Below are 24,994 nucleotides of genomic sequence, written 5' to 3' on the forward strand. Positions count from 1 at the left end.
GCCGCCTTTTCCCGCCATGCCGACTGGCGGCGCCCGTGAAAGCGGCAGCGGCAGATCCCGCGGCCCGTCGGTTCGCCCCCGGCAGCTTCCCCATGGCAGGCCGCCCGCCCGCAGCGGAGGGAGGCCGCGCGGCACTCGACAGTGGCGGGCCGGCCGGCTTCGCGCTAAGACATGGCAATCTCGGCGGAAGGAGCAGGACGGCCATGCCGGTAGGATTGCGCAGTGCGTTGACGCTGGAACGGCCCGGGGCGCGGATGGGCGCCGACCGGGTTGCGCTTCTCGCGGCGATCGGCCGCACCGGTTCGATCTCGGCGGCCGCGCGCGAGGTTGGCCTGTCCTACAAGGCCGCCTGGGACGGGGTGCAGGCGATGAACAACATCTTCGCCAGCCCCCTTGTCAGCGCCGCCCCCGGCGGACGCGCGGGCGGCGGCGCCGTGCTGACGCCCGCCGGCGAGAAGGTGATCGCCGCCTTCACCGCGATCCAGGAGGGTCTGGAACGGGTGGTCGCCTCGCTGGACAGCCAGATCGATCTCGATCCCGGCGATATTCTCTGGAGCCTGATGATGAAGACCTCGGCCCGCAACACCTATCGCGCCACCGTGACCGCGGTCACCGAAAGCCCCGTCAGCGCCGAGGTGCAGATGGATATCGGCGGCGGCCAGACCCTGACCTCGGTCATCACCGGCCAGAGCGCCGCCGGGATGGGGCTTGCCCCCGGCATCGAGGTCTTCGCGCTGGTCAAGTCCAGCTTCGTCATCCTCGCCAAGGGTCGGGATTTCGGCCCGCTCTCGGTGCGCAACCGGCTGAGCGGCACCGTCACCGGCCGCACCGACGGGCCGGTGAACAGCGAGATCGTGCTCGATCTCGGCGGCGACAAGACGCTGGCCGCGACCATCACCCGCGAAAGCGCCGAGGCGCTGGCGCTTGCCCCGGGTGACAGCGCAACCGCGCTGATCAAGTCGAGCCATGTGATCCTGGCGCTGCCCTAACAGGGTGCTGAAATAGTCGATTGGTCGGAACGGCTTCCTCCGTTCCTGCCATTGCGCTGCTCCTATCCGCCGTCTTCCCGCCACGCGGCATGCTGGTCGGGAGTCTCCGCCCTCAAATCGCCAGTATTCGCGGCAGCCGGGCAAGATTTGCCGCCGCCAGGGCGAGGATGAAGCGGGACCGCACCCGCTCCACGCCGCGACAGGCCGTCTGCGCCGCGCCTCCCACCGTCTTGGACCAGCCGAAGAGTTCCTCGATCCGCTTCCGGTGCTTCTGCGACAGCGCATAGCCATTGTGCCGGGTGGTCCGTCCGTCGATGACGGAGGACCGCGCCTTCTGCGCGGGTCAGGTCGCCCTGGACGGCCAGCCCGCTGCGGTTCTCCATAAGTGCGCCCGATGAAGCATAGCATCGCGCCGGTGCCCGGAGATTTCCGGTAGAGCCGCGCAACAGCATCTGTCGTCGAGGCATGCGTCGCGTTCGTGCGCTTCTGACCCCGGAAATCGACTTCGGCATTGCGGCTGGCGGGAAGGGGCATCTGGCGGGTTTCCGGATCGGGCCGCGGGGAGGGGTCTTGCGGGGCGGCGTCCCCTGCCGGAGGATCGCCGGGATCGCCATCCTCTTTCGGCCTGACGCTCTTCATCGAGGCCCAGGCTTTCACCAGCGTGCCGTCGACCGAGAAGTGGTCGTCCGAAAGCGGCGGCGCGACCTCTCGGTGGGCCAGGATGGCAGCCATCACCTTGCGTGACATGTCGGTGGTCAAAAGGCGGTCGCGGTTCTTGCTGAACACGGTCGGGACCCAGACCTGGTCGTCGATGCCAAGCCCCACGAACCAGCGGAACAACAGGTTGTAGTCCAGCTGCTCCATCAGCTGCCGCTCGGAGCGGACGGAGTAGAGGATCTGCAGCAGGCTCGCGCGGATCAGGCGCTCCGGCGCGATCGAGGGACGGCCGAAGTCAGTGTAGAACACCTCGAATTCTGCATCGAGGCTGGCGAGCGCGTCATTCACCACCTGACGGATCTTCCGCAGCGGATGCCGGGCGGGGATGCGCACCTCGAGATCGACATAGCTGAACAGCGATCCGCTCGTCTCGTCTGCACCGCGCATGCCTGTATCCGCCGTTGATCCCCGGCGGATGAATCATGTTCTGCAACCGGCGTCGAGGTACGACTATTTCAGCACCCTGCTAGACCCGGCAGAGCCCGCGCGCCGCGTCAGGTGCGGACGCCCAGCCCCGCCCGGCACCACTCGAGAAGCGCGTCCCGGTCGGGGGCAAGCCGGTCGGCGGCCCCGCCGGTGAACGCCTCCCAGGCCTCGCTGCAATCGGGCTTGACCGCGACCAGCACCGGCACCTGCCATTCGCAGGCGCGCTCGATCACCGCGCGGAACCCCTGCCCCTCGACTTCGGCCTTGCCGAAACGCGGCAGGATCAGCAGATCGGGGCCGGTCTCCAGCGCGGCCAGCGCCGCGCAGGCGGCCTCGGCCAGGCCCTGCGGATCGAGGCTGCAGCCCTCCGAACCCGAGCCCAGCTGCTGCGAGATCGGGAAGACGCCGCCGCCGGTCAGATCCTCGACCGCCAGGCCGCCATCCGAACCGCGCTCCTGTCGGAAGCCCGCGACACGAACGCCCTCGGCGCGAAGCACCGCCACCACCGTCGCCAGCAACGGGTCGACAGACGGCTCTCGGGAAAGCGGGATCGCCGCCACACGAAAGCTCGCATCGTCGCCGGTCTCGCTCATTCGGGCCTCCTGCCGCCTTGCGACCGGAACCAAGGCTAGATAACGCCTCGCGCGCAGGCAATGGTCGCGCCTGCCCTCCAGGGCGGGACGCGACCATTCGCCCTGAAGGGCAGCGCGGTTTGCCGAAATCCGTGGCAGATCGCCTCGGAAACACGCGGCAGGCGCGCGCGCCTTACCGGCCCTCGATCCGGATCGAGAAGCTGCGCTGGGCACCGCGCGGGGGGGCCGGAAAGGGTGCGGCGCGTTCGACAAGGCGCAAAGCCGCCTGATCGAGCGCGGTCGAGCCCGAACTGCGCGCCACCGAAGCCGAGGCCAGGCCGCCATCCGCCGCGACCCGGAACGCCACCACCGCGGCGCCGCGTGCACGGATCCTGGGCTTCGGCACCCGCGACAGCGCCCGCATCACCAGCCCGGGATAGTTCGAGCTTGCGGCATTGCCCGACTCGGCCACGGCGCCGCCCCGGCCACTGGTCGCGGCCTCTGCGCGCTCATTGCCCGCCGCCTGACCGGCACGGGCGTTGCGGTCGGCATTGCCTCGCGCCACCGGTTTCTCTTCGGGCTTCGGTTCGGGCTTGAGCTTGGGCTTGGGCTTGGGCTCGGGTTCCGCAGTCACGGTTTCGGGCTCGGGGCTCTCCGCCACGACCATGTCAGGGACCGGCGCCAATGCCTGGGCAGGATCCGGCATGACGGTCTCGACCGGCTCGGGCCTGTCGGGAGGGAGCGGTTCGAGGGGTTGTTCAGGCTCGACCACATCCTCGACGCTCTCGGCATCGAGCCGTCCGGCCGCCATATCGGCGAAGCTCGAACCGATCGCCGCCTCGGCCGCGCCGTTACGGCCCTCCATCCTGATCTCGACCTCGGGGACGAGAACCAGGGCAAGCGCTCCATGCGCCCCGAGCGCGAGGCCACAGGCCAGCAGCTTGCCGAGGCGGGAACTTGGTATCGTCATTGCAGCCCCCGTTCGGTGACGATCACCACCCGTTCGGCCCCGGCTGCGCGCAAGGCCTGCCCAAGCGCCACAAGATCGGCTGCAGGCACGTCGCGATCGGGAACGACCCGGGCGATGGTGACGCCCGTCTCGGGCTTCTCAAGCCCGGCGACGAAGGCCTCGGGCGTCGTCGCCTGCTCTTGCAGCGTGATCCGCCCATCGGCATGCAGAACCAGCGCCTCGGCGGGCGCGGCCCCTTCCAGCCCCTCGGTATCGACCAGTTTCAGGGTCGCATCGAGCGGCGCCGCCAGCGTGCCTGCGACGAGGAAGAAGATCAGCAGCAGGAAGACGATATTGATCAGTGCGATGGTCGGCTCGCGCCCGGCACGGCGTGCCTTCGCAGCCCTGATCGCAGCTTGTCTGGCCATCATGTCGCCCCCAGTACAGTCACGCCCAGCCCCGGGATCGCGCGAAGCGCGACCAGAAGATCGGTCAGCCGCTGCGCACTGACCCCGCCGCGCAGCGCCACCAGCACGACCTGCCCCGGCTCGACCGGACCCAGCCCTTCGGCCAGTCCGTCAAGGTCAAGCGAGCGGCCGTTCAGCCGCAGCCGGTCGGGCTCGAGCTGCAGGAAAAGCGGCCGCGTCTCGCTGTCCGCCGCCGCCCCGCCCTGCCCGGCCGCCACGAGATCGACCTCGGCAAACCGGGTGAAGGTCGAGCTCAGCATGAAGAAGAGCAGCAGCAGGAAGATCACGTCGACCAGCGACGTGAGCGACAGCCGCCGCCGCCGCGGCCTAGCCATGATCCCGACCGTCCGACGCGACCGGTCCGGGCGCGCCGGGCGCATTGCCGGGGGCCAGAACGGTGTGAATGGCGGTCTCGGCCAGCACCCGCTCGGCCTCCATCCGGCCTTCGAACCAGCTCAGGATCAGCGCCGTCGGCATCGCCACGGCCAGACCGACCGCCGTGGTCAGAAGCGCCACCCAGATACCGCCCGCAAGGATCGACGGGTCGACCTGCGTGCCCGCCGCCTGCAGCGCCTGAAACGCCGCGATCATGCCCAGGACGGTGCCGAACAGCCCCAGCAGCGGCGAAAGCTGCGCGACCGAGTCGAGCAGCCGGAAGCCGCTTTCCAGCCGGGCAAAGCGGACCTCGGCCTCGGCCTCCAGCCGCTCGGGATCGGTCTGCCCCGACATCGCAAGATCGACCACCGGGCGCAGATAGCTGCGCGAACCCTCGAGCGCGGCCCGCGCCCGGTCCCTCTCGCCCCTGTCCCAATGCGCGACCGCCTCCGACAGCGCCCGGTGCCGGCCGACGCCCGAGGCCGCGAATTGCCAGAGCTTGTAAAGCACGACCGCCACCGTCAGGACCGAGACCCCGATCAGGATCAGAACCACCGGCCCGCCGAGATCGGCCACACGGCGCAAAAGCTCGATCACCGCGCCGATCATCCGATCAGCTCCACATCGGTGCGGCTGCTCAGCCCGAGCCCCTCGGTGCAGGCCGCCTCGCCCAGCGCTCCGGCCTCGCAGGTCGTCGCACCATTGATCAGGATCTGCCCCAGATCGCCGCAATCGAGCCCGGGAACGGAGAATTGCCGCATCCGCGGCCGCCCGGCGGGCAACGTCCCGAAATCGAACAGGCTCAGACGATCGACCTGGCCCTGACGGTCGATCAGCACGGTTTCGAAAACCGCCCGGTCGATGCCGGTCTCATGCCCGTTCCGGGCCAGAAAGCTGATCAGGCAACCGGTCTCGGCCGGTGCAACCGCATTCAGCTCGATCGAGAGATGCGACCCGGCCTCCTGCGCAGAGGCGCCGAGGGACGAGGCGAGAAGGCCGACCGCAGCCGCGGCGCCAAGGTGAGAGATGCCCATCGAGCGTTCCATTCCCTGAGATCCATTGATGCACTCTGTTCTCTGGCGGCGGGAAGGACCCGAAACTGGCTTGAGAAATCGGACGCAAAGAACCACAGCACGCCCGCAGGCACAATACCTAAGTAAAACACTCGGACCAATTCCGACCGTGACAACCAGAGCAGGACAGTCATAGCGGGAGGGGCCTCATCGGACAGGTCTCATCGGACGGGCATCGCGGGGCGCAGCCCCTGCAAGGCCGGGCCAATGGCCAGGACGTCCCGTTCGTCCCCGGAGCCGCTTGCCATGGGGCGCCCGAGATTTCCGCAGATCCGCAATCGCTTTCGCGAAGACCATGGCGTCGCCTCGAGCCAATGCCGGACCGCTTCCACAATCTTAATCGAGGATGGTCGGCGCGACCTTCGGTGCTGCGATATCTGAATGCGGGCGCATCCGGACAGTCCGCCGCGGCAGCTCGGCGCAGGCCGGATAACCGTTGCGGCCCAACACCTCGTCGCACATGAGGTCGCCGGGCACGAAGCCGGGTCCCAGCCGCCAGTTCGGTCCCCGCCACGGCCCATCGTAAAGCCCCGTCCGGAAGACCTCATCCTCCGGGGAATGGCCGTCGTCCTTGCCGGCATCGCAGCGCGTGCGGGTCCCTGCCAAGGACAGTGCACAGCCCTTCACCGGGCCGTCGCCGTTCCCGATCGCCGCGCAGGCCCGCGCCGGGCCTGATATCGAGCCTAGATATGTCAATCTCCGGAGGGTCAGAACGCGCGGCTGATGCTTGCGCCCCAAGACGCGGCGGATAGGCCCCTTGCCGCAGTTCCGCCCCCGGGCTCTTATCCCGGTGCCAGGGGGCGGTCCCCTCTGCTCGCCACCAAAAGGGAAGACCATGGCAGACCACCAGCTACACCGAGGGCGTTTGATCGATCACATTCAGCTTGTGGTCCGGGACCTGAATGCAAGCGAACGCTTCTACAAGGCAGTCCTGTCGGCCCTCAAGATCCCGGTCATCAGCACCGGGAACGGGTATTTCCTGGCCGATGAGCTTGTCGTGTCTTCGGCCGACAGCCCGACGGCTCTGGGGGAGTTGACAGGGCGGCACCATCTTGCCTTTCAGGCGAAAGACCGGGCCATGGTGGATGCCTTCCACAGCACCGCGCTGAAGAATGGCGGACGCGATAACGGCGCGCCGGGCCTGCGGGCCTATCATCCGGACTACTATGCCGCTTTCGTGCTGGATCCGGACGGGAACAACATCGAGGCCGTTTATCAGGGCGCGGCGAAACGCAACACGCCATCCGTCGTGATCGAGTTCTAGCTTCGCCGCGCCGACGTTAGCGCCGGGGATCTTGGGTCTGGTTCCAGTCCTTCGGAAAGCCCCCAGCGCCGCCCGGAACGACCGGTCATGGTCAGGCAGCCTCGAGAGGCCACTGACTTCCGCCTCGGACCCTCCTGCGGTCGTTGGCCGCATGGGGCATGGATGCCAGCCAGTGTCGGAACCGCCCCTCGCCGGCGCCTGTCTCTCGCCGCGCTGTCGAGCACGATCCCGCGACTTCGCGCCGATATCGCCGGACCGGAGCAGACGCACGGCACGGTCCTCGATCTCGGCCGGGACAGCATCGACGCCTTTCTCGGCGCACTCTTCCTCATCCGGGCCAGCCCACGCCGTCGGCCGGGCGCGCTGTGAGGACCCTGGCATTCCCCTGCGGGCAACGTCCCGCTTGCCGACCGGATCGCCGCCATCACGGTCGCATCGCGCCGTTCTCGTTCGCGCGTCCTGGCCTTGGGCCTCTCTGGCACCGATAAGCGGCACGGCCTGCACCCGAAGCTCGACATCCTGCGCAGGGTGGCAGGCCCGGCTGGCGGCCGCCGAGATCTCGCCCTTCGCGCGGGCAGCTTGAGACCCGGAGGGCAGGAGGAAGACCTCGCGCCGGAAACGGGAAAAGCGGTATCGGGAGTGAAGAGAGGAAAGCGACCGGCCCGCCACCGGACCCGCAGACGTTGCCTGCCGCTCGGACGGTTCCGGATGCAGGGCCGCGCCCCGGCGCGAGCGCCGTGCAAAAGAAAGAACGCAAAACGAAAGGCCGCCCCTTGCGGCGCGGCCCCGGTCTGACCCTTGCCGGGTAAAACCCGGAGGCGGCTAGATCACTTGATCTTGCCTTCCTTGTATTCGACGTGCTGACGCACGACCGGGTCGTATTTCTTGACCACCATTTTCTCGGTCATGGTGCGGGCGTTCTTCTTGGTCACGTAGAAATGGCCGGTGCCCGCGGTCGAGTTCAGGCGGATCTTGATGGTTGTCGGCTTCGCCATGTCTCATCTCCGTCGCGCGGGCGGCATTGCGCCCGTGAAGTTCTTGAAGCCCGCGTTTTAGCGATCCGCGCCCCCGAGTCAAGCGGGTTCTGGCCCTGCAAGCGCAAGCCGGCCAGCCCCCTGCCCGCGCCCCGGAGGTGCGTGGGTCAGGCCAGCACCTGCGGCAGCCGCATCGCCTTGTGGATCCGCTGGCGCGCGGCACGCCCGAGATGCAGCGCCTCGGCCAGACGATCAAGATGCGCGATCTCGGCCGGGCTGTCGAGCCTGGTCGTCACGACCGCCGCGGCATAAACCGCCGTGCGCTGATGATTACCGGTCTCGGCCGCAAGCGCCCGGATATCGATGGGCCGGGCCATCTCGGCCTCGACAAAGGCAAGCTCGTCGGCCGTGGCATCGCCCAGAACATCGAGGATCGCCGCGCGCTCGGCCGCGTCGATCTCGCCATCGGATTTCGCCGCCATCACCATCGAGCGGATCAACAGCCGCGCATTCTTCTCCATCGAGACATCGGGCGGCGCGACCTCGCCCATCGCATTCAGGATATCCCTGGCATTGACCGAGCCCGCCCAGGAGGCGCCGCCCAGCGCCGCCATCAGCCCGCCAAGCCCGACCAGCGCGTGATCGCCGGTCTCGCGCGCCTTCGTGCCCAGCCATTTGGCATTGGCCTTCAGCGCCGCCGCGCCCCCCGGCACCTGCATCCGCTCCAGGAGCGGCCCGATCTGGCTGCCGATCCCGGCCCGGGTCGCGGCCGATTTCACGGAATCAGCGATTCCCGCGCCACCGCCCATCTTCTGGAACCTCTCGAGCCCCCTGGCCGCCGCAAAGCCCACGGCAAGGGTGGCCATCGTCCTGACAAAACTCATCCGGTCCTTTGTCCCTCTGCTATCCCCTGTCCGGGGCAGCGCGCTTCCCGGCATCGAACCCTAGAGGTTTTCGGGCATTGGCCAAGGCCCAAAACCGCCCCTCCCGGCACCAGGCGGAAGGGCGGCTTGCGGAAATACAGGCAGGATATGCGCGGACGGCCTGTAAGCCGGATTCTGTCCGGGGACACGAGGCCCCCTGGATGACCATTCCTCTGGGCGTACCGTTACCGATACGCTCAAGCTGCCAACCCGGACCCCTGGGCCGAAGCCGCCCTGCAGGTCTGGCCTGCGCGGGGTCCCTATTCGGCATTGCTCCCGGTGGGGCTTGCCGTGCCGGTCCTGTTGCCAGTCCCGCGGTGGGCTCTTACCCCACCGTTTCACCCTTACCTCCGGGCGAAGCCGGAGGCGGTCTGTTCTCTGTGGCGCTTTCCCTGGGGTTTCCCCCGCCGGGCGTTACCCGGCACCGTTGCTTCGTGGAGTCCGGACTTTCCTCGAGGGCGTGCACCCCCGCGGCCATCCAGCCATCCGCGCGGGCCCGATCTAGGCGCCCGCGCGGCCGGGGTCAACGGGGAAGCGGCGGGCAAGATCGGCAATCACGGCCATATCGGCCGCGGCAAGCGGCCCCGCGGCCCAGGGCCGGAACCGCTGGCGCAGCGCGTCGAGTACATGCGCCGTCTCCCATCCGGCACCATAGCCGAAGGCCGTGGCCGCGTTGCGAAAGGCGATCTCGTCGGGCGCGGTTTCGGCAGCGGGCGCTGCCCCGGCCACGGTCGGGCCGGGCGAGGGCCAGACCGCCAGGCCCTGCCGCGCGAGCCTTCGCCAGTCGAAGCGCCGGCCCGGATCCCATTTGCGGTCGGGCGCCATGTCGGAATGCCCGATCACCCGCTCGGGCCGGATCGACCAGCGTGCAAGAATGCCGGGCAGAAGCGCCTCGAGCGCAGCCATCAGCGGTGCCGGGAACGGCCGGTCGCCCGGATTGTCGAGCTCGATCCCGATCGAGCGGGAATTGACATCCGAGACCGCACCCCAGCACCCGGCCCCGGCATGCCAGGCGCGGTCGGCCTCATCGACAAGCTGAAGAACCTGCCCATCACTGGCGATGAGGTAATGCGCCGATACCCCGGCCGCCGGGTCGCAGAGCCGGGCGAGCGCCGAGGCGGCATCGGCCATGGCGGTGAAATGCAGCACGACCATGTCGGGCCGCGCCCCGCCCCGCCGCGCCCCGCAATTGGGCGAGGGCCGCCAGAGCGGCGCCACGCCCCTAGCGTTCGGCAAGCCTGAACGGCGAGGGATCCCAGTAGCAGGCGAAACCGTCGCCATCGGGATCGATCCCCAGCCGGTCGCGCTCGGGCCCGCCATTCTTGAGGAAGGCTTCCTGGGCGTGATCGTCCGAGCCGTATTTGGCGCAGCGCCGGGCCAGCGTTTCGGGCGCAACGGCACGGCCGCGCTTGTAGACCTGCTGGCCGACCGGATTGCTGGTCCGCAGAGCGTATTCGATGATGCTGGCGCCATTGCCGCCCTCGCGCGGCGGAAGCGGCTCGGGCGGGATGACGGTATATTGCTCGCGCTGCTGCTCCAGCCGCTCGCGGTCGCTGGCGATGGTCTCGCGGGCACTGACGGCGGCAAAGCTCTGCTCGTCCGAGATCCGGGCATGGCTTTCCGCCTGCGCGCCGGGCGTGGCGGTGCCGTCGACGCTCTCGACCGCCGGAATCGGCGCGCCGGTCACCTCGGTCACGACATCCTGCGAGGGCGCCGCAGTGATCGGCTGGGCCGAGACCGCGCCCTGCAACACGCCTTCGCGATGGGCGCTGTAATCGGCGTAAGTGTCAAAGCCCTCTCCGGCCGCGGAATCGGGCAACTGCGTATTGCACGCAGCCAGCGCAAGAACCGCAATCGCGGAAGTCACGGCACGCATCGGGTCCATCCTGCTAATGGCGTCAATCCAAGTGATCCGGCGCGCCTTACCACCATTTCGCGGGCTTGAAAACAAATCCCGCGGCCTGCTCAAGAACATGTGCGGCATTCAGCAATTCGCCTTCGCCCCAGGGCTGGCCGATCAGCTGAAGCCCCAGCGGAAGCCCCTGGGCATCAAGCCCCGCGGGCACCGAGATCCCCGGCAGGCCGGCAAGGTTCACGGTCACGGTGAAGACGTCATTGAGATACATCGCCACCGGATCGGCATCGGCCATCTCGCCCAGACCGAAGGCCGCCGAGGGCGTGGCAGGCGTCAGGATCGCATCGACACCGCCTGCGAAAACCTCGTCGAAATCGCGCTTGATCAGCGCGCGGACCTTGCGGGCGCGGTTGTAATAGGCGTCGTAGAAGCCCGCCGACAGCACATAGGTGCCAATCATCACCCGGCGCTGGACCTCCTTGCCGAAGCCTTCGGCGCGGGTCTTCTCGTACATCTCGACGATGCCGTCGCCCTGCCCGAGCTTTGCCCGGCGGCCGTAGCGCACGCCGTCATAGCGCGCGAGGTTCGACGAGGCCTCGGCCGGTGCGATCACGTAATAGGCGGGCAGCGCGTATTTGGTATGCGGCAGGCTGATCTCGACGATCGAGGCGCCCGCATCCTTCAGCATCTCGGCGCCGTCGGCCCAGAGCTTCTCGATCTCCGCGGGCATGCCCTCCATGCGGTATTCCTTCGGGATACCGATGGTCTTGCCGCGGATATTGCCGGTCAGCATCGCCTCGAAATCCGGCACCGGAATGTCGGCGCTGGTCGAATCCTTCGGGTCATGGCCCGACATCGCGCCCAGCATGATCGCCGCGTCGCGCACCGTCCGGGTCATCGGCCCGGCCTGATCGAGCGACGAGGCGAAGGCCACGATCCCCCAGCGCGAGCAGCGCCCATAGGTCGGCTTGATACCGACGATGCCGGTGAAGGCCGCGGGCTGACGGATCGAGCCGCCGGTATCGGTACCGGTCGCCGCCATGCAGAGATCGGCGGCAACGGCCGAAGCCGAGCCCCCCGAAGAGCCGCCCGGGGTCAGCTGCCGGTCGTCGATCTTCCAGGGGTTGACCGCATTGCCATAGGCGCTGGTCTCGTTCGACGAGCCCATGGCGAATTCGTCCATGTTGAGCTTGCCCAGCATGACCGCGCCCGCATCCCAGAGATTCCGGGTCACGGTCGACTCGTATTCGGGCCTGAAGCCGTCGAGGATCTTAGAGGCGGCCTGCGAGGCCACGCCCTTGGTGCAGAAGAGATCCTTGATGCCCAGCGGCATGCCGCAAAGCGCGGGCGCCTCGCCCGTCGCGATCCGCTTGTCGGCAGCCCTGGCCTGCTCGAGCGCGATCTCGGGGGTCTTGTGCACGAAGGCGTTCAGCGCGTCCGCGCCGTCGATTGCCGAGAGATAGGCCTCGGTCAGCGCCACCGAAGTGGTCTCGCCCTTGCGCAGCGCGTCGCGCGCATCGGCAATGGTCAGCCTGGTCAGATCGCTCATGGCGTTACTCCACCACCTTGGGAACCGCAAAGAAGCCCTCGCGCGCATCGGGCGCGTTCGACAGGATCCGGTCCTGCATCTCGCCGTCGGTGACGATATCCTCGCGCCGCTTCAGCCGCATCGGCGTGACCCCGGTCATCGGTTCGACGCCGGTCACGTCTACCTCGTTCAGCTCTTCCATGAAGGTCAGGATGCCCGACAGCTCCTGCGCCAGCGCCGGCAGGTCGTCTTCCTGAACGGCGATCCGGGCGAGGTGCGCCACCCGCCGCGCGGTGTCGATGTCGATGGACATGGGGCCGCCTTTCCGTGCTCTTGAAATCCGTTCCCGCGTTTAGCCCTCTGCCGCGCATGCTGCAAGAGCGCGCCCGGTCGGCAGGCCGGCGCCCCCTGGCAATGTCGCGACCGGCCCCCAAAGCGGCGGCGCAGGAATGGCGCTTGCACTCGCGCCGGGCCTTTCTCCATAACGCAAGGCGCCGAAACGCGCGCCCAAGACATTCAAGGCAAGGACCCCGCCCATGGCCTCGACAGATTTCATCCTGACGCTCACCTGCGACGACCAGCCCGGGATCGTCGCCACCGTCGCCAATGCCGTCACCGCGCTGGGCGGGAACATCCAGGACAGCGCCCAGTTCCGCGACCCCGAAAGCAACCGCTTCTTCATGCGCGTGGCTTTCCACATCGCCGCGCCCGCCGAGGCCGAGGCCATCCGCGCCCGGCTTGCCCCCGCGATCAACGGCTATGGCATGGAGGCCGAGGTGGTCGATGCCGCGCGCCGGCCGAAGATCATCCTCATGGTGTCGAAATTCGACCATGCGCTGCTGCATATCCTCTACCAGATCCGGGTCGGCTGGATGGAGGCCGAGGTCGCCGCCGTGATCTCGAACCACGAGGACAGCCGCGCGACGGCCGAGGCCGCGGGCATCCCCTACTACTGCTGGCCGGTGACGAAGGAGACCAAGGCCGAGCAGGAGGCGAAAGTACTCGCCCTGGTCGAGGAGACCGGCGCAGAACTGGTGGTTCTGGCGCGTTACATGCAGGTGCTCTCGGACAAGCTGAGCCGGGCGCTGGAAGGCCGGGTCATCAATATCCACCATTCCTTCCTGCCCTCCTTCAAGGGCGCCAAGCCCTATCACCAGGCCCATGAGCGCGGCGTCAAGCTGATCGGCGCGACGGCACATTTCGTGACCGCCGATCTCGACGAGGGGCCGATCATCGAGCAGGAAACCGAACGGGTGAACCATGCGCTCTCGGCCGAGGATTACGTGGCCGTCGGCCGCGACATCGAAAGCCGTGTCCTGGCCCGCGCCGTGCGGCTGCACCTGCAACGCCGGGTGCTTCTCAACGGACACAAGACCGTCGTCTTCATGCCGGGCTGAAACGGACGGGCGCGCCCCCGCTCCACGCTTTCGGCCCAACGCCCCCGCACGGGCCGGCGCCCCCGTCCGGCGGGGGCGGTCCGGTTTCCCCGACCAGTCTCCGGTTTCTCCGACCCGCCTCCTGACGGGCCCGGTCCTGCCCGCGCGGGCCTCGGAGCAGTCGACCCCGAAGCGTTCCCTTTTCCGGGGCGCTCTCTTTGCGCTGACAAATCTCGACCGCCGCGAGAGACGACGCGCGGGATGACGATCATGCCCAGAGCGCATCTTGCAGGCATTCCGTTCATATTCCCCTTTAAACCGCCCCCACGAAATCTGACTATTTAATTAAAACTTACAGATAACTTGGCAGGCACGCCCAATAACTATGGAATACCCTACTTGCGGAAGAAGCCTTCTATTTTCCTCAAAAAAGCCGCCAAACACCACCCTCCCATCGCTACAAAATGCGAAATGGCCGCATTTTAATTCGACCTGAAACTGTGCCATTGTTTTCCCATTCTCGCGACAGGGGGCTTCCGGGGATGGATGTGATCGAGCGGATCAGAGGGTGCCGGATTTCTCTGGCGATCATTGCCATCGAGGCCGACGTTCCGGAAGACGAGATCGCTGCCGCCCTCGAAGGGACGCAGGCCCTGCGCTTTCTGCAGGAAAGCCGGATCGCGCGCTACCTCGACCGACAGAAGCCCTTGGAGAACCCCAGCTCCGGTTACCCCTGTCCCGGCCCCCGCCGAAGGCCTTGAACGGCGGCCGGATCGACCGGTCCCGATTGCGCGCCACACTGGTCTCGGCAGCACCATTCGCGGGGTACGCCATGCGCCTCCGGACATCCCCGGTCAGCCCGAGGACCGGCGTCCTATCTCATATCGGCGATAAACCTCGATCATCCATCCCAGCATCGCGGCATTTAGCACATGCCAGAGGAAATGCGTGCCAAGCGGCAAGGCCGCGCAGAGCGGCTGGTCGAGCGTACGGAACGCAAGCGAGATCGCCAGCAGGCCGACGCCGATCCCCAGCCCGGCCGCGACCCGAGGCAGGCGCCGGGCAAGCGCCAGGGCATAAAGGAGGATCAGCAACGCCACCGGCGCGTAGCCGGCCGAACTGCCGAGCCAGTCGAGGCGCGCGAAAAGCGATCCGGCCAGGGCCGCATAGGGAATGAACAGCACCGTCAGCCCCAGCGACGGCCAGAGCCCCAGCCCCCAATAGGCGCGATTGGCCGCGAAGATATAAAGCAGGATGAAACCGAGAATCGGCGCCACATCCGCCATTGACGCCCATTCGGTCGCCAGAGTGTGAAAGAGAAAGCTGCCGATGCCGATCAGGCCCAGAACGACGGCAAGCGCCCGGGCCAATGGCAGTCCGCCGCTCCGTCGCCACAGGATCACCGCCGCCAGCAGGAAGGCGGCGTTGGTCGCGGCATTCACCGGCTCGGACCAGAAGCCCGGATCGGTACGTTCGCAATAGGCGTCGATCTGTCGCGTCCAGTCCATGGGAATGCCCGCCCCGCTCTGCTACCTTTGCCGCAAATCTTGGGGCAGGTGGCCGGTGCGGCAAGGCCCACAGCAGAAGGAAACCGACCATGAAGATCGTCTGGCTGGGCCATTCCGGGTTCCGGATCGAAATCGAGGATCAGGTTCTGCTGATCGACCCGTGGCTTATGGGCAACCCGCTCTTTCCCGAGGAGAGACGGGCCGAGGCGATCGGCGGCGCCACTCATGTGCTCGTCACCCATGGCCATTTCGATCATGTTTCCGACACGATTGCGATCGCGCGGGAATTGTCGATACCGGCCGTCGGCATTTTCGACCTGATGAGCTGGTGGGAAGCCCGGGAGGGGCTCTCGGTGATCGGATTCAACAAGGGCGGGACCGTCCGGCTCGGCAATGTGTCGGTCACGATGGTCAATGCCACCCATTCCTCCTCGGTCCAGGGGCCGGAGGGGCCTGTCTATGCCGGAACCGAATCAGGTTACATGATCGCGGGCGAAGGCCATGTGATCTATGTCAGCGGCGATACCGACGTGATGGCCGACATGGAAATCTTCAACGACCTGCATGCGCCCGATATCGGACTGCTCTGCGCGGGCGGGCATTTCACCATGGACATGAAACGTGCGGCCTATGCGGCGCGGACCTTCTTCAATTTCAAAACGGTGATCCCCTGCCATTACCGGACCTTCCCGCTGCTCGAACAATCGGCAGAAGCGTTGAAACAGAACCTGCCAGGCGTCCGGGTGATCGAACCCGAGGTGCTGGCCCCGATCGAGATCTGAACCACAAGCCCCGGAGCCGGAGCCGGAGCCGATTTTTCGTCGAAAAATCGCGCGCGGCCCGCCGGTCGCTTCAGCGTCGTCCAGCGAAGAAGGCACGTAGCAACGCCTCGGATTCCGCCGCACCTATACCGTCGTAGATCTCGGGGACGTGATGGCTCTGCGGATGCCGGAACACCTGCGCGCCATGCGCGACGCCGCCCGATTTCGGGTCCGCCGCCCCGTAATAGAGCCGCGCGATCCTCGCCTGTCCGATCGCAGAGGCACACATCGCACAGGGTTCGAGCGTGACATAAAGATCGAAGCCCGGCAAACGCTCGGACCCGGCGGCGGAACAGGCCGCACGCAGCGCGAGGATCTCGGCATGGGCCGTCGGATCGCGCAGCTCACGGGTCCGGTTGCCCGCCGTCGCAACGACTCGCCCATCGGCCGAGACCACCACCGCACCGACCGGCACCTCGTCGCGGCCTGCTGCGGCGCGGGCCTCGGCCAGGGCCTGGTCCATATGGCTGCGAAACGGGCTCATCACCTTCTCTTGCCGCGCCGTCGCGCCCTGCGCAAGCCGCTTCCCCCGCCCTGCGATCCGGCGTAAACCCGGCCCCATGGACAAGACCGGACAAGAGGGCGAGCGGATCGCCAAGGTACTGGCACGGGCAGGCATCGCCTCGCGCCGCGAAGCCGAACGGATGATCGAGGCCGGACGGGTGACGGTGAACGGCCGCCGCATCGCGAGCCCCGCGCTCAATGTCGGCCCCGCCGACAGCATCGCCGTCGACGGCGCCCCCGTCGCGGCTCCTGACCGGCCGCGGCTCTGGCTTTATCACAAGCCCGCAGGGCTGGTGACCACGGCCCGCGACGAAAAGGGCCGCGAGACCGTCTTCGACAAGCTGCCCGAGGACATGCCCCGGGTGATGCCGGTCGGCCGCCTCGATCTCAATTCCGAGGGCCTGCTTCTGCTGACCAATGACGGCGCCATCAAGCGGCGGCTCGAACTGCCCTCGACCGGCTGGCTCAGGAAATACCGGGTCCGCGTCAAGGGCACGCCTGACGACGCGACACTGGCGCCGCTGCGCAAGGGGATCGTCATTGAGGGCGAGACCTTCCGGCCGATGGAGGTCACGCTCGACCGCCAGCAGGGCGCCAATGCCTGGCTGACCGTCGGTCTGCGCGAGGGCCGGAACCGCGAGATCCGCCGCACGATGGAGACGGTCGGGCTGGTCGTGAACCGGTTGATCCGGATCAGCTACGGCCCGTTCCAGCTGGGCGATCTGAAACCGGGCGAAGTCGAGGAATTGCGCGGCCGCGTGCTGCGCGACCAGCTCGGGCTCGCCGCCCCCGAGGGCGAAGCCACCGCAAAGCCGAAACCGCTGCGTCGCAAGGGACGCCCGCCGGTCGAGGCCTCCGGGCCGAAACCGGGACGCGGGCCGCGCCGCAACACGGGCCGACCGAGCCCCCTGACGGGTCCCGGAGGGCGTCCGCGCGGCAAGACCCCGCCCGACTGAATCGCGAAACCGGCCGGCACTTGCTTTTAACGGCGCTGTCGCATCCCATGTATAGGGGACGATCGTGAAGACAGAGGGGATAATGTCGAGCACTGGCTTGCAGAAACTGTCATTCTTGCTGCTCATCGCGCTGGTCCTTTACGTCACCCTGACGGGGGGCGCGTGATGGCGCATCGGTTCGGCGGCCGCTACAGCCCCGGCACGCCCGCTCCCCAGCGTTCCCCGTTCCGGGGGCGCCGTCCGGCCCGGGCGGCGGGGCGCGCCAATGCGATGTTCATCGTGCCGCTGCCACTTGTATTGCGGGGCTTCTTCTCGGATCCGGCCGGGCTGGCGCTTTCGCTGGCGGCCTTCGGCCTTCTGATGCTTGCCGCCTGGCTGACCCGCGAGGGGCTGCGCGCCGAGGATGCCTGGGCCGCGCGCAAGATCGCCCGCCGCCCGGCAGTGCCGCGCAAGATCCTCGGCTCGGTCCTGACGGGAGCCGGGCTTTTCCTTGCCGGGATGGGCGATGCGGGGGGCGCTCCGCTGATCTTCGCGGCACTGGGCTTCGTGCTGCACAGCCTGGCTTTCGGGATCGATCCGCTTTCGGACAAGGGGATGGAGGGCATCGACAGCTTCCAGAATTCCCGCGTCGCCCGCGCCGTGGAGGAAGCCGAGAAACATCTCGCGACGATGTCCGAGGCGATCCAGCGTACGGGCGAGCGCGGCCTCGTTGCCCGGGTCGAGCATTTTCAGGCCACCGTGCGCGAGATGCTGCGCAGCGTCGAGGAAGATCCCCGCGATCTGACCGCCGCCCGCCGCTATCTGGTCGTCTACCTGATGGGCGCGCGCGACGCGACGGTCAAGTTCGCCGATCTCTATCCGCGCAGCCGCGATGCCTCGGCGCGGCAGGATTACGAGACGCTTCTGGCCGATCTCGAAACCCATTTCGCCGCCCGGACCCGGGCGCTGATGCAGGACGACCGGACCGATCTCGACGTGGAAATCGAAGTTCTGCGCGACAGGTTGCACCGTGAAGGCATCGCCCCGGTGCCCGTCGCGCCCAAAACGGGAGAAACCGCATGATCTCGGACAACAGTCGCCGCATCGCAGCGCAGGATGTCGCCGAAGTTGAAAAAGTGACAGCCTCGACCCTGCCCGAGCCGGCGCAGGACCTGGTCGCGCTCGACCGCGCAGAGCCGCCCGTCGCCGAGGCGATCCGCTCGCGCATGGCCGAGATCGACATGAGCGACAGCAATTCGATCATCGGCTTCGGCTCGGCGGCGCAATCCGAGCTGCAGACCATCAGCCAGGCGATGCTGGCCGATGTGCGCAACAAGGAGGTCGGCCCCGCAGGCGACTCGCTGCGCGAGATCGTGACCACGATCCGGGGCTTCTCGGTGTCCGAGCTCGATGTCCGCCGCGAGGCGAGCTGGTGGGAAAAACTGATGGGCCGCACCGCGCCCTTCGCCAAATTCGTCGCGCGGTTCGAGACGATTCAGGGCCAGATCGACTCGATCACCGACCGGCTTCTGACGCATGAGCATACGCTGCTCAAGGACATCAAGTCGCTCGACAAGCTTTATGAGAAGACGCTCGATTTCTATGACGAGCTCGCGCTTTACATCGCCGCCGGCGAACAGAAGCTGACCGAGCTCGACACCAGGGACATTCCCGCCAGGGAGGCCGAGGTTGCCGCCGCGCCCGAGGCCGATCAGGTGATCCGGGCGCAGGAGCTGCGCGATCTGCGTGCCGCCCGCGACGATCTCGAGCGCCGGGTGCACGACCTCAGGCTGACGCGTCAGGTGACGATGCAGTCGCTGCCTTCGATCCGGCTGGTGCAGGAAAACGACAAGTCGCTGGTCAGCAAGATCAACTCGACGCTGGTCAATACCGTGCCGCTCTGGGAAACCCAGCTGGCGCAGGCCGTCACCATCCAGCGCTCGAAGGAGGCGGCCGAAGCGGTACGCGGGGCCAATGACCTGACCAACGAGCTGCTGACCGCCAATGCCGCCAATCTGCGTCAGGCCAACAAGACCGTGCGCGAAGAAATGGAGCGCGGTGCGTTCGACATCGAGGCGGTGAAGAAGGCCAATGCCGACCTGGTCGCGACCATTCAGGAAAGCCTGACCATCGCCGACGAGGGCAAGGCCCGGCGCGCCCAGGCCGAGCAGGATCTCAACAAGATGGAGGCCGAGCTGCGCGACACGCTGGCCTCGGCCAAGTCGCGGGCGCAGGGCGCCGGCGCCGTAACGGGGGTCTGAACGCATCGTGAGGCCCAAGCTGCGCCGTCTCTTTCAGTCGGGGCTCCTTCTCGGGGTGTTGACCGGGTGTCAGCTCGCGCCCGAGCCCCCCGTTACCCGTCCGGCGGTCCGGCCCGATGCCGGGAGCCCGCCGCAGCCCTCGGCCGACAGCGAGATCCTGGCCCGGCATTACGCCCGTGTTCAGAACGACCTGCTGTCCCGCGGGCTCTTGCGCAGCGATGGCGGCGAGGCCGATGTGCCCTTCACCCGTCACACGCTGGTCGAGGATTTCATCCGGGTCGCCCTGTTCGACGAATACGTCACCCGGGGCGGAAACCTGATCGCGCGCGAGACCGAAAGCCGCCTGCGCCGCTGGGAGAAGCCGGTGCGCTTCGGTCTCGTCTTCGGCGAAACCATACCAGCCGAACAGCGCGCCACCGACCGGGCCGAAATCTCGGAATATGTGCAGCGGCTGTCCCGGCTGACCGGGCTTCCGATGTCGATGACCGCCCCCGAACAGGCCAATTTCCAGATCTTCGTCGTCAACGAGGACGAACGCCGCCGCATCGGCCCCAAGCTGCGCCGCCTGATCCCCGGCATCGACATCGGCGCCGAAAGCACCATCGCGGTGATGCCCCGCTCGACCTTCTGCATGGTGCTGGCCTTCTCCGAGGGCAATGCCAGCACCTATTCCAGCGCGGTCGCGGTCATCCGCGGCGAGCATCCCGACCGGTTGCGCCAATCCTGCGTGCATGAGGAACTGGCCCAGGGGCTGGGCCTGGCCAATGACAGTCCCGCCGCACGCCCCTCGATCTTCAACGATGACGAGGAATTCGCGCTGCTGACCCCGCATGACGAATTGCTGCTGAAGATCCTCTACGACCGCCGCCTCCGTCCCGGCATGCGCCCGGCCGAGGCCCGCCCCATCGTCGAGGAGATCGTGGCCGAGCTGATGGGGGGCGAGAGTTGACCTTCGGGTCGCTCCTCAGCCCTGAAACATTCGAGTTCTTTGCGCGCTACCTGCTGGCGGGCTATGTCGTCATATTCGTGCGCTCCGCCTTCGTCATGGGCCTGAGACCGAAGCCCGCAGAGATCCTGATCGAGGCGATCATCCTCAGCCTCATCGTCCAGTTCATCGTCTATGTCCTGGCGGCATTCTATGGTTCAGTCGTCATCGCAAGCCTGTCAGAACACGACCTGCCGGACTGGTTAGTCGACCCTCCGGACATTCTTCATCTTGTTTTCATCGTCCTTGTGGTCCCGACGGGTCTCGGCTGGACACTGGGCCTTTTCCTCAGGTCGGATTGGCGCAACGGCCTGCTCCGCCGTCTGTCGCTGCCGGTCATCCATCCCGTGCAGCGCGCGCACGATTTCGCGTTCGGAGACAATCGAGCACCGGGTCTGGTCGAGATAACCTTCAATGACGGCACCAAGATCGGCGGCTGGTTCGGGGAAAAATCGCTTGCAGCTAGCGACGACAGCCGCAGCGACCTATATCTTGAAAGAGCTTACATCATCGACAAGAACGGTACATGGCACGAGCCAAGCCATAGAAGAGCAATCCTTCTCAATCTCAGAGACGTACGATCCGTAGAGTTTCTCATGGAGGAAAAGGCAGAAGATGGACCAGAAGGCGAAAATGATCGTTAACGGCTATCAGGCCAAGCCAAGAGAACGATCGGCAGGCAACGAACGTGGCTATCAGGCCGGTGCGAACCACAGCACCAGACCCCCGACAAGTTCTCAATTACCCAAGAACGCCGAGTCCACGGTTCGGTTGCCGCAAGACAAATAAGACGACATGGGCATTTTCGACTTTCTCTCCGGCGAGTTCATCGACGTCATCCATTGGGTCGACGACCGCCACGACACCATGGTCTGGCGCTTCGCGCGCGAGGGCCATGCCATCAAGTATGGCGCCAAGCTGACCGTGCGCGAGGGTCAGGCGGCCGTCTTCGTGCATGAGGGCCAGCTGGCCGATGTCTTCCGGCCCGGGCTCTACATGCTGGAGACCAACAACATGCCGGTGCTGACGACGCTCCAGCACTGGGATCACGGCTTCCGCTCGCCCTTCCTCTCCGACATCTATTTCGTCAACACCACGCGCTTCACCGACCTCAAATGGGGCACCAAGAACCCGGTGATGCTGCGCGACCCCGAATTCGGCCCGACCCGGATCCGCGCCTTCGGCAGCTACGCGATCCGCGTCACCGACCCGGCCCGGTTCATGGTCGAGATCGTCGGCACCGATGGCGAATTCACCATGGACGAGATCGGCTTCCAGATCCGCAACATCATCGTTCAGGAATTCTCGCGGGTGATCGCGGGCTGCGGCATTCCGGTGCTGGACATGGCCGCCAATACCGCCGATCTGGGCGCGCTCATCGCCACCGAAGTGTCGAAGACGCTCGAGGCCTACGGCCTGACCATGCCCGAATTCTACATCGAGAATATCAGCCTGCCGCCCGAGGTCGAGAAGGCGCTCGACCGGCGCACCTCGGCGGGGATTGCAGGCGATCTGGGCCGCTACACCCGCTATTCCGCGGCCGAAGCCATGGCCTCCGCCGCCGCCAACCCGGCAGGCGGCGGCATGGCCACGGGGCTTGGCGCGGGCATCGGAATGGCGATGGGCACTGGCATGGCGGGGGCGATGGGGCCCTGGGGCGCGCGCGCCGAACCAGCGGCAGCCCCGGTTCTGCCGCCCCCCCCGCCCCCGGTCGAACATGTCTGGCATATCGCCGAGAACGGCCAGATCTCGGGTCCGTTCTCGATGGCCCGGCTGGGCCGGATGGCGATCGAGGGCAGCTTCCGGCGTGACAGCCATGTCTGGACCCAGGGCCAGGACGGCTGGAAGCGCGCCGAGGATGTGATCGAGCTTGCCCGGCTGTTCACCGTCGCCCCGCCGCCGCCACCGCCGGGGGTATAGCCCGCCGATGACCGCCGCCGATCACCGCTTTCCCTGCGACCAGTGCGGGGCCGACCTGCGTTACTCGCCCGATGCGGGGCAACTCGTCTGCGACCATTGCGGCCATCGCGAGCCGGTCGAGGACGGCCCCGCCCCTGCCGAGGCCCTGGTCGAACTCGACTATCAGGCCACGCTCGACGCGATTCTGCCCGAGGCCGAGCTTGAGGAGATCCGCCAGACCAAGTGCACGAATTGCGGCGCCGAATTCGAGCTGGACGAGGCCACCCATGCCGCGGAATGCCCGTTCTGCGCCACGCCCGTGGTCACCGGAACCGGGCTCAGGCGGCGGATCAAGCCCAGGGGGGTGCTGCCCTTCGCACTGTCCGAGGCCGAGGCGCACAAGGCGATGACCGACTGGCTCGGGCGGCTCTGGTTCGCGCCGAACGGGCTTAGGGACTATGCCCGCAAGGGCCGCCGGATGCAGGGGATCTACGTTCCCTACTGGACCTTCGACGCCGACACGACCACGAATTACCGTGGCCAGCGCGGCACGGTCTATTACGAGACCCGCAAGGTGACGCGCAACGGAAAGACCGAGACGGTACAGGTACAGCGTACGCGCTGGCACTCTGTCTCGGGGCGGGTGGCGCGCGTCTTCGACGACGTGCTGGTGCTGGCCTCGACCAGCCTGCCCAAGCGCTATACCTATGCGCTCGAACCCTGGGATCTGTCGCTGCTGCAACCCTATCAGCCGCAATTCCTCGCGGGCTTCCGCTCGGAGGGCTACACCGTCGATCTCGAGGACGGCCTGATCGAGGCGCGCAAGATCATGGAGCAGGTGATCCGCCGCGACGCGGCCTTCGATATCGGCGGCGACCGCCAGCGCGTCGACTGGCTCGAGACCCGGATCTCGACGTTGACCTTCAAGCATGTGCTGCTGCCGGTCTGGCTGGCGGCCTATCGCTATCGCGGCAAGACCTACCGCTTTGTCGTCAACGGCCGCAGCGGCCGGGTGCAGGGCGAACGGCCCTGGTCGGCCTGGAAGATCGCCGTCGCGGTGGGGCTGACGCTGGCCGTGGTCGGCGGGCTGGCGGCGGGCATCGGCTATCTCTCGGGGCTCGAGCAGTGAGCCCTTGCCCCCTCTCAGGTCCCGGTCCGAGCCGTCAGGCAAACGACGGGACGCGACCCGGATGATCCTCTGCGCGGGCGAGGCCCTGATCGACATGCTGCCCCGGACCAGCACCGGAGGAGAGCCCGCCTTCGTCCCCCATCCCGGCGGCGCGGTCTTCAACACCGCCATCGCGCTGGGACGGCTGGGCGTGCCCACCGGCTTTTTCGCGGGCCTCTCGACCGATCTCTTCGGCACCCGGCTTGCCGAGGCGCTGGCCGCCTCGCGCGTCGGGACCGGGCTTTGCCCGCGCCCGGCCCGGCCGACCACGCTGGCCTTCGTCACCCTTGCCGAGGGCCAGGCGCGCTATGCCTTCTATGACGAGGCCACGGCCGGGCGGATGCTGGCCCCCGCCGATCTGCCCGCCCTGCCCGACCATACGCGCGCGCTGTTCTGCGGCGGCATCTCGCTGATGACCGAGCCCTGCGGCAGCGCCTATGAGGCGCTTTTCCTGCGCGAGGCCGGGGCCCGGGTGACGATGCTCGACCCGAATATCCGGCCCGGCTTCATCGCCGACGCCCCCGCCTATCGTGCCCGGATCGCACGGATGATCGCGGCCGCCGACATCGTCAAGATCTCGGACGAGGATCTGCACTGGCTCGAAGGCCCGGGCGAGCCCTGCGATCTGGCGCGCGGACTGCTGGGCCGCGGCCCGCGGCTGGTGCTGCTGACCCGGGGCGCAGGCGGCGCCCATGCCCTCGGCCGGGCAGCCGAGCGCTTCCTGCCCGCCCCCGCCATGCAGGTCGTCGACACCATCGGCGCGGGCGACAGCTTCAATGCGGGTTTTCTGGCTGGCCTTTCAAAAGCGGACGCCCTCGAGCGCGCGGCGCTCGCCCAAGGGCTGCCGGACAGCGTACTGGAGGCCGCGCTCTCGCTTGCGATCCGCGCCGCCGCCGTCACCGTCTCGCGCGCGGGCGCCAACCCACCCTGGATGGAGGAACTGGCATGAGAGCACTTGTCCAGCGTGTGAGCGAGGCCGCCGTCCGGGTCGACGGCGCCATCATCGGCGAGACCGGGCCCGGACTTCTGGTGCTTGTCTGCGCCATGACCGGCGATACCGGGGCCGAGGCCGACAAGCTGGCCCGGCGCATCGCCCGGATGCGGATCTTCCGCGACGAGGCCGGCAAGATGAACCGCTCGCTGCTCGATACCGGCGGCGCGGCGCTGGTGGTCAGCCAGTTCACCCTGGCTGCCGATACCGCCAGCGGCAACCGCCCCGGCTTTTCCCGCGCCGCCGCGCCCGATCTGGGCGAGAAGCTCTATCTGCGCTTTGCCGAGGCGCTGGCCGCCGAGGGTATCGAGGTGGCCACCGGCCGGTTCGGCGCCGACATGAAGGTTGCGCTCGTGAATGACGGGCCGGTCACGATCTGGATCGAGACATGACCGCGCCCGCCTCTTTCGCCCCGGCCCAGGCCTGACCGCCGC

At 67.5% G+C, this 24,994-nt stretch carries 30 protein-coding genes, 1 other RNA gene and 1 pseudogene; 15 read left to right on the top strand and 17 right to left on the bottom strand.

Annotation, left to right across the window (positions count from 1 at the left end; genetic code table 11):
* Positions 1-203 precede the first annotated feature (203 nt).
* Positions 204-989: a TOBE domain-containing protein gene (locus ACK8CO_RS04545; RefSeq protein ID WP_414898302.1), complete on the top strand. Its 786-nt coding sequence runs from the start codon at positions 204-206 to the stop codon at positions 987-989.
* A gap of 112 nt (positions 990-1,101) precedes the next feature.
* Here ACK8CO_RS04545 and ACK8CO_RS04550 read toward each other — a convergent pair.
* The 8 genes and pseudogenes from ACK8CO_RS04550 to ACK8CO_RS04585 all read right to left on the bottom strand — a co-directional run bounded on the left by ACK8CO_RS04550 (position 1,102) and on the right by ACK8CO_RS04585 (position 6,195).
* Positions 1,102-2,093: pseudogene (locus tag ACK8CO_RS04550) on the bottom strand (transposase).
* A gap of 107 nt (positions 2,094-2,200) precedes the next feature.
* Entirely contained in the window at positions 2,201-2,725 is a 525-nt protein-coding gene (locus ACK8CO_RS04555; RefSeq protein ID WP_414898303.1) for a DUF2478 domain-containing protein, read from the bottom strand.
* A 172-nt stretch (positions 2,726-2,897) separates the two neighbouring features.
* The gene (locus tag ACK8CO_RS04560; RefSeq protein WP_414898304.1) at positions 2,898-3,674 is read right to left on the bottom strand and encodes a cell envelope integrity protein TolA; all 777 of its coding nucleotides are present in this window, start codon (positions 3,672-3,674) and stop codon (positions 2,898-2,900) included.
* Positions 3,671-4,081 carry an ExbD/TolR family protein gene (locus ACK8CO_RS04565; protein WP_080617954.1) on the bottom strand — a complete coding sequence of 137 codons (411 nt, stop codon included), beginning with the start codon at positions 4,079-4,081 and terminating at the stop codon, positions 3,671-3,673. The genes ACK8CO_RS04560 and ACK8CO_RS04565 overlap by 4 nt, the downstream gene beginning before the upstream one ends.
* Positions 4,081-4,455, bottom strand: a complete 375-nt coding sequence (locus ACK8CO_RS04570) for a biopolymer transporter ExbD (protein ID WP_414898305.1) — start codon at positions 4,453-4,455, stop codon at positions 4,081-4,083. Before ACK8CO_RS04570 ends, ACK8CO_RS04565 begins: the two co-directional genes overlap by 1 nt.
* Complete coding sequence (locus ACK8CO_RS04575) at positions 4,448-5,104, bottom strand: MotA/TolQ/ExbB proton channel family protein (protein ID WP_080615582.1); 657 nt, start codon at positions 5,102-5,104, stop codon at positions 4,448-4,450. Before ACK8CO_RS04575 ends, ACK8CO_RS04570 begins: the two co-directional genes overlap by 8 nt.
* A complete protein-coding gene (locus ACK8CO_RS04580; protein WP_414898306.1) occupies positions 5,101-5,541 on the bottom strand; it encodes a hypothetical protein in 441 nt (146 codons plus the stop codon). The genes ACK8CO_RS04575 and ACK8CO_RS04580 overlap by 4 nt, the downstream gene beginning before the upstream one ends.
* Before the next feature lie 363 nt (positions 5,542-5,904).
* On the bottom strand, positions 5,905-6,195 hold the full coding sequence (locus tag ACK8CO_RS04585) for a hypothetical protein (RefSeq protein ID WP_414898307.1): 291 nt from the start codon (positions 6,193-6,195) through the stop codon (positions 5,905-5,907).
* A gap of 208 nt (positions 6,196-6,403) precedes the next feature.
* On the opposite strand from ACK8CO_RS04585, the gene ACK8CO_RS04590 reads away from it, so the two are divergent.
* Positions 6,404-6,832, top strand: a complete 429-nt coding sequence (locus tag ACK8CO_RS04590; RefSeq protein WP_080615580.1) for a VOC family protein — start codon at positions 6,404-6,406, stop codon at positions 6,830-6,832.
* A gap of 162 nt (positions 6,833-6,994) precedes the next feature.
* Positions 6,995-7,201, top strand: a complete 207-nt coding sequence (locus tag ACK8CO_RS04595; RefSeq protein ID WP_414898308.1) for a hypothetical protein — start codon at positions 6,995-6,997, stop codon at positions 7,199-7,201.
* Positions 7,202-7,659: 458 nt separating this feature from the next.
* Here ACK8CO_RS04595 and rpmG read toward each other — a convergent pair whose 3' ends face one another.
* The 7 genes from rpmG to gatC all read right to left on the bottom strand — a co-directional run bounded on the left by rpmG (position 7,660) and on the right by gatC (position 12,425).
* Positions 7,660-7,827 carry a 50S ribosomal protein L33 gene (rpmG, locus tag ACK8CO_RS04600; protein ID WP_042459900.1) on the bottom strand — a complete coding sequence of 56 codons (168 nt, stop codon included), beginning with the start codon at positions 7,825-7,827 and terminating at the stop codon, positions 7,660-7,662.
* Between the two features lie 146 nt (positions 7,828-7,973).
* Positions 7,974-8,690 (bottom strand): tellurite resistance TerB family protein, encoded by a 717-nt coding sequence (locus ACK8CO_RS04605; RefSeq protein ID WP_414898309.1) that lies wholly within the window; start codon positions 8,688-8,690, stop codon positions 7,974-7,976.
* A 147-nt stretch (positions 8,691-8,837) separates the two neighbouring features.
* Positions 8,838-9,219, bottom strand: an RNA gene (rnpB, locus tag ACK8CO_RS04610) — RNase P RNA component class A.
* 11 nt (positions 9,220-9,230) lie between these two features.
* Entirely contained in the window at positions 9,231-10,010 is a 780-nt protein-coding gene (locus ACK8CO_RS04615) for an N-acetylmuramoyl-L-alanine amidase (protein ID WP_414898310.1), read from the bottom strand.
* On the bottom strand, positions 9,952-10,605 hold the full coding sequence (locus ACK8CO_RS04620) for a hypothetical protein (RefSeq protein ID WP_414898311.1): 654 nt from the start codon (positions 10,603-10,605) through the stop codon (positions 9,952-9,954). Before ACK8CO_RS04620 ends, ACK8CO_RS04615 begins: the two co-directional genes overlap by 59 nt.
* Before the next feature lie 46 nt (positions 10,606-10,651).
* Entirely contained in the window at positions 10,652-12,133 is a 1,482-nt protein-coding gene (gene gatA / locus ACK8CO_RS04625; RefSeq protein WP_414898312.1) for an Asp-tRNA(Asn)/Glu-tRNA(Gln) amidotransferase subunit GatA, read from the bottom strand.
* Positions 12,134-12,137: 4 nt separating this feature from the next.
* The gene (gene gatC / locus ACK8CO_RS04630) at positions 12,138-12,425 is read right to left on the bottom strand and encodes an Asp-tRNA(Asn)/Glu-tRNA(Gln) amidotransferase subunit GatC (protein ID WP_414898313.1); all 288 of its coding nucleotides are present in this window, start codon (positions 12,423-12,425) and stop codon (positions 12,138-12,140) included.
* 223 nt (positions 12,426-12,648) lie between these two features.
* Between gatC and purU the strand changes: the two genes are divergently transcribed.
* Entirely contained in the window at positions 12,649-13,509 is an 861-nt protein-coding gene (purU, locus tag ACK8CO_RS04635) for a formyltetrahydrofolate deformylase (RefSeq protein WP_414898314.1), read from the top strand.
* Between the two features lie 521 nt (positions 13,510-14,030).
* A complete protein-coding gene (locus ACK8CO_RS04640) occupies positions 14,031-14,249 on the top strand; it encodes a hypothetical protein (RefSeq protein WP_080615572.1) in 219 nt (72 codons plus the stop codon).
* Between the two features lie 93 nt (positions 14,250-14,342).
* Here the strand turns inward: ACK8CO_RS04640 and ACK8CO_RS04645 are convergent, their stop codons facing one another.
* Entirely contained in the window at positions 14,343-14,996 is a 654-nt protein-coding gene (locus ACK8CO_RS04645; protein ID WP_414898315.1) for a hypothetical protein, read from the bottom strand.
* Between the two features lie 89 nt (positions 14,997-15,085).
* Here ACK8CO_RS04645 and ACK8CO_RS04650 point away from each other — a divergent pair, with 89 nt between their 5' ends.
* Positions 15,086-15,778, top strand: coding sequence for a metal-dependent hydrolase (locus ACK8CO_RS04650; RefSeq protein WP_080615570.1), 693 nt, complete (start codon positions 15,086-15,088; stop codon positions 15,776-15,778).
* A 70-nt stretch (positions 15,779-15,848) separates the two neighbouring features.
* On the opposite strand, the gene ACK8CO_RS04655 is transcribed toward ACK8CO_RS04650, so the two are convergent.
* Positions 15,849-16,301: a nucleoside deaminase gene (locus ACK8CO_RS04655; protein WP_414898316.1), complete on the bottom strand. Its 453-nt coding sequence runs from the start codon at positions 16,299-16,301 to the stop codon at positions 15,849-15,851.
* A gap of 76 nt (positions 16,302-16,377) precedes the next feature.
* Here ACK8CO_RS04655 and ACK8CO_RS04660 point away from each other — a divergent pair, with 76 nt between their 5' ends.
* The 9 genes from ACK8CO_RS04660 (at position 16,378) to dtd (ending at position 24,952) form a co-directional block, all read left to right on the top strand.
* Positions 16,378-17,277, top strand: a complete 900-nt coding sequence (locus tag ACK8CO_RS04660; protein ID WP_414898317.1) for a pseudouridine synthase — start codon at positions 16,378-16,380, stop codon at positions 17,275-17,277.
* A 165-nt stretch (positions 17,278-17,442) separates the two neighbouring features.
* On the top strand, positions 17,443-18,339 hold the full coding sequence (locus tag ACK8CO_RS04665) for a 5-bromo-4-chloroindolyl phosphate hydrolysis family protein (protein ID WP_414898318.1): 897 nt from the start codon (positions 17,443-17,445) through the stop codon (positions 18,337-18,339).
* On the top strand, positions 18,336-19,517 hold the full coding sequence (locus tag ACK8CO_RS04670; RefSeq protein WP_414898319.1) for a toxic anion resistance protein: 1,182 nt from the start codon (positions 18,336-18,338) through the stop codon (positions 19,515-19,517). The genes ACK8CO_RS04665 and ACK8CO_RS04670 overlap by 4 nt, the downstream gene beginning before the upstream one ends.
* 7 nt (positions 19,518-19,524) lie before the next feature.
* Positions 19,525-20,466 carry a DUF2927 domain-containing protein gene (locus ACK8CO_RS04675; RefSeq protein ID WP_414898320.1) on the top strand — a complete coding sequence of 314 codons (942 nt, stop codon included), beginning with the start codon at positions 19,525-19,527 and terminating at the stop codon, positions 20,464-20,466.
* A complete protein-coding gene (locus tag ACK8CO_RS04680; protein WP_414898321.1) occupies positions 20,463-21,146 on the top strand; it encodes a DUF6338 family protein in 684 nt (227 codons plus the stop codon). Before ACK8CO_RS04675 ends, ACK8CO_RS04680 begins: the two co-directional genes overlap by 4 nt.
* Positions 21,147-21,297: 151 nt before the next feature.
* Entirely contained in the window at positions 21,298-22,422 is a 1,125-nt protein-coding gene (locus ACK8CO_RS04685) for an SPFH domain-containing protein (RefSeq protein ID WP_414898322.1), read from the top strand.
* Positions 22,423-22,429: 7 nt separating this feature from the next.
* Complete coding sequence (locus ACK8CO_RS04690; protein WP_414898323.1) at positions 22,430-23,530, top strand: TFIIB-type zinc finger domain-containing protein; 1,101 nt, start codon at positions 22,430-22,432, stop codon at positions 23,528-23,530.
* 61 nt (positions 23,531-23,591) lie between these two features.
* The gene (locus ACK8CO_RS04695) at positions 23,592-24,518 is read left to right on the top strand and encodes a carbohydrate kinase family protein (protein WP_414898324.1); all 927 of its coding nucleotides are present in this window, start codon (positions 23,592-23,594) and stop codon (positions 24,516-24,518) included.
* On the top strand, positions 24,515-24,952 hold the full coding sequence (gene dtd, locus ACK8CO_RS04700) for a D-aminoacyl-tRNA deacylase (protein ID WP_080615562.1): 438 nt from the start codon (positions 24,515-24,517) through the stop codon (positions 24,950-24,952). Before ACK8CO_RS04695 ends, dtd begins: the two co-directional genes overlap by 4 nt.
* Positions 24,953-24,994: the final 42 nt, after the last annotated feature.

It is taken from the genome of Rhodovulum sp. HP10 (assembly GCF_047553435.1).
Taxonomy (GTDB): Bacteria; Pseudomonadota; Alphaproteobacteria; order Rhodobacterales; family Rhodobacteraceae; genus Rhodovulum.

Coding starts and splice junctions, on each gene's coding strand:
- ACK8CO_RS04545 (WP_414898302.1), top strand. CDS start 204: ATGCCGGTAGGATTGCGCAGTGCGTTGACGCTGGAACGGCCCGGGGCG.
- ACK8CO_RS04555 (WP_414898303.1), bottom strand. CDS start 2,725: ATGAGCGAGACCGGCGACGATGCGAGCTTTCGTGTGGCGGCGATCCCG.
- ACK8CO_RS04560 (WP_414898304.1), bottom strand. CDS start 3,674: ATGACGATACCAAGTTCCCGCCTCGGCAAGCTGCTGGCCTGTGGCCTC.
- ACK8CO_RS04565 (WP_080617954.1), bottom strand. CDS start 4,081: ATGGCCAGACAAGCTGCGATCAGGGCTGCGAAGGCACGCCGTGCCGGG.
- ACK8CO_RS04570 (WP_414898305.1), bottom strand. CDS start 4,455: ATGGCTAGGCCGCGGCGGCGGCGGCTGTCGCTCACGTCGCTGGTCGAC.
- ACK8CO_RS04575 (WP_080615582.1), bottom strand. CDS start 5,104: ATGATCGGCGCGGTGATCGAGCTTTTGCGCCGTGTGGCCGATCTCGGC.
- ACK8CO_RS04580 (WP_414898306.1), bottom strand. CDS start 5,541: ATGGAACGCTCGATGGGCATCTCTCACCTTGGCGCCGCGGCTGCGGTC.
- ACK8CO_RS04590 (WP_080615580.1), top strand. CDS start 6,404: ATGGCAGACCACCAGCTACACCGAGGGCGTTTGATCGATCACATTCAG.
- ACK8CO_RS04595 (WP_414898308.1), top strand. CDS start 6,995: ATGCCAGCCAGTGTCGGAACCGCCCCTCGCCGGCGCCTGTCTCTCGCC.
- rpmG (WP_042459900.1), bottom strand. CDS start 7,827: ATGGCGAAGCCGACAACCATCAAGATCCGCCTGAACTCGACCGCGGGC.
- ACK8CO_RS04605 (WP_414898309.1), bottom strand. CDS start 8,690: ATGAGTTTTGTCAGGACGATGGCCACCCTTGCCGTGGGCTTTGCGGCG.
- ACK8CO_RS04615 (WP_414898310.1), bottom strand. CDS start 10,010: ATGGCGACGGTTTCGCCTGCTACTGGGATCCCTCGCCGTTCAGGCTTG.
- ACK8CO_RS04620 (WP_414898311.1), bottom strand. CDS start 10,605: ATGCGTGCCGTGACTTCCGCGATTGCGGTTCTTGCGCTGGCTGCGTGC.
- gatA (WP_414898312.1), bottom strand. CDS start 12,133: ATGAGCGATCTGACCAGGCTGACCATTGCCGATGCGCGCGACGCGCTG.
- gatC (WP_414898313.1), bottom strand. CDS start 12,425: ATGTCCATCGACATCGACACCGCGCGGCGGGTGGCGCACCTCGCCCGG.
- purU (WP_414898314.1), top strand. CDS start 12,649: ATGGCCTCGACAGATTTCATCCTGACGCTCACCTGCGACGACCAGCCC.
- ACK8CO_RS04640 (WP_080615572.1), top strand. CDS start 14,031: ATGGATGTGATCGAGCGGATCAGAGGGTGCCGGATTTCTCTGGCGATC.
- ACK8CO_RS04645 (WP_414898315.1), bottom strand. CDS start 14,996: ATGGACTGGACGCGACAGATCGACGCCTATTGCGAACGTACCGATCCG.
- ACK8CO_RS04650 (WP_080615570.1), top strand. CDS start 15,086: ATGAAGATCGTCTGGCTGGGCCATTCCGGGTTCCGGATCGAAATCGAG.
- ACK8CO_RS04655 (WP_414898316.1), bottom strand. CDS start 16,301: ATGAGCCCGTTTCGCAGCCATATGGACCAGGCCCTGGCCGAGGCCCGC.
- ACK8CO_RS04660 (WP_414898317.1), top strand. CDS start 16,378: ATGGACAAGACCGGACAAGAGGGCGAGCGGATCGCCAAGGTACTGGCA.
- ACK8CO_RS04665 (WP_414898318.1), top strand. CDS start 17,443: ATGGCGCATCGGTTCGGCGGCCGCTACAGCCCCGGCACGCCCGCTCCC.
- ACK8CO_RS04670 (WP_414898319.1), top strand. CDS start 18,336: ATGATCTCGGACAACAGTCGCCGCATCGCAGCGCAGGATGTCGCCGAA.
- ACK8CO_RS04685 (WP_414898322.1), top strand. CDS start 21,298: ATGGGCATTTTCGACTTTCTCTCCGGCGAGTTCATCGACGTCATCCAT.
- ACK8CO_RS04690 (WP_414898323.1), top strand. CDS start 22,430: ATGACCGCCGCCGATCACCGCTTTCCCTGCGACCAGTGCGGGGCCGAC.
- ACK8CO_RS04695 (WP_414898324.1), top strand. CDS start 23,592: ATGATCCTCTGCGCGGGCGAGGCCCTGATCGACATGCTGCCCCGGACC.
- dtd (WP_080615562.1), top strand. CDS start 24,515: ATGAGAGCACTTGTCCAGCGTGTGAGCGAGGCCGCCGTCCGGGTCGAC.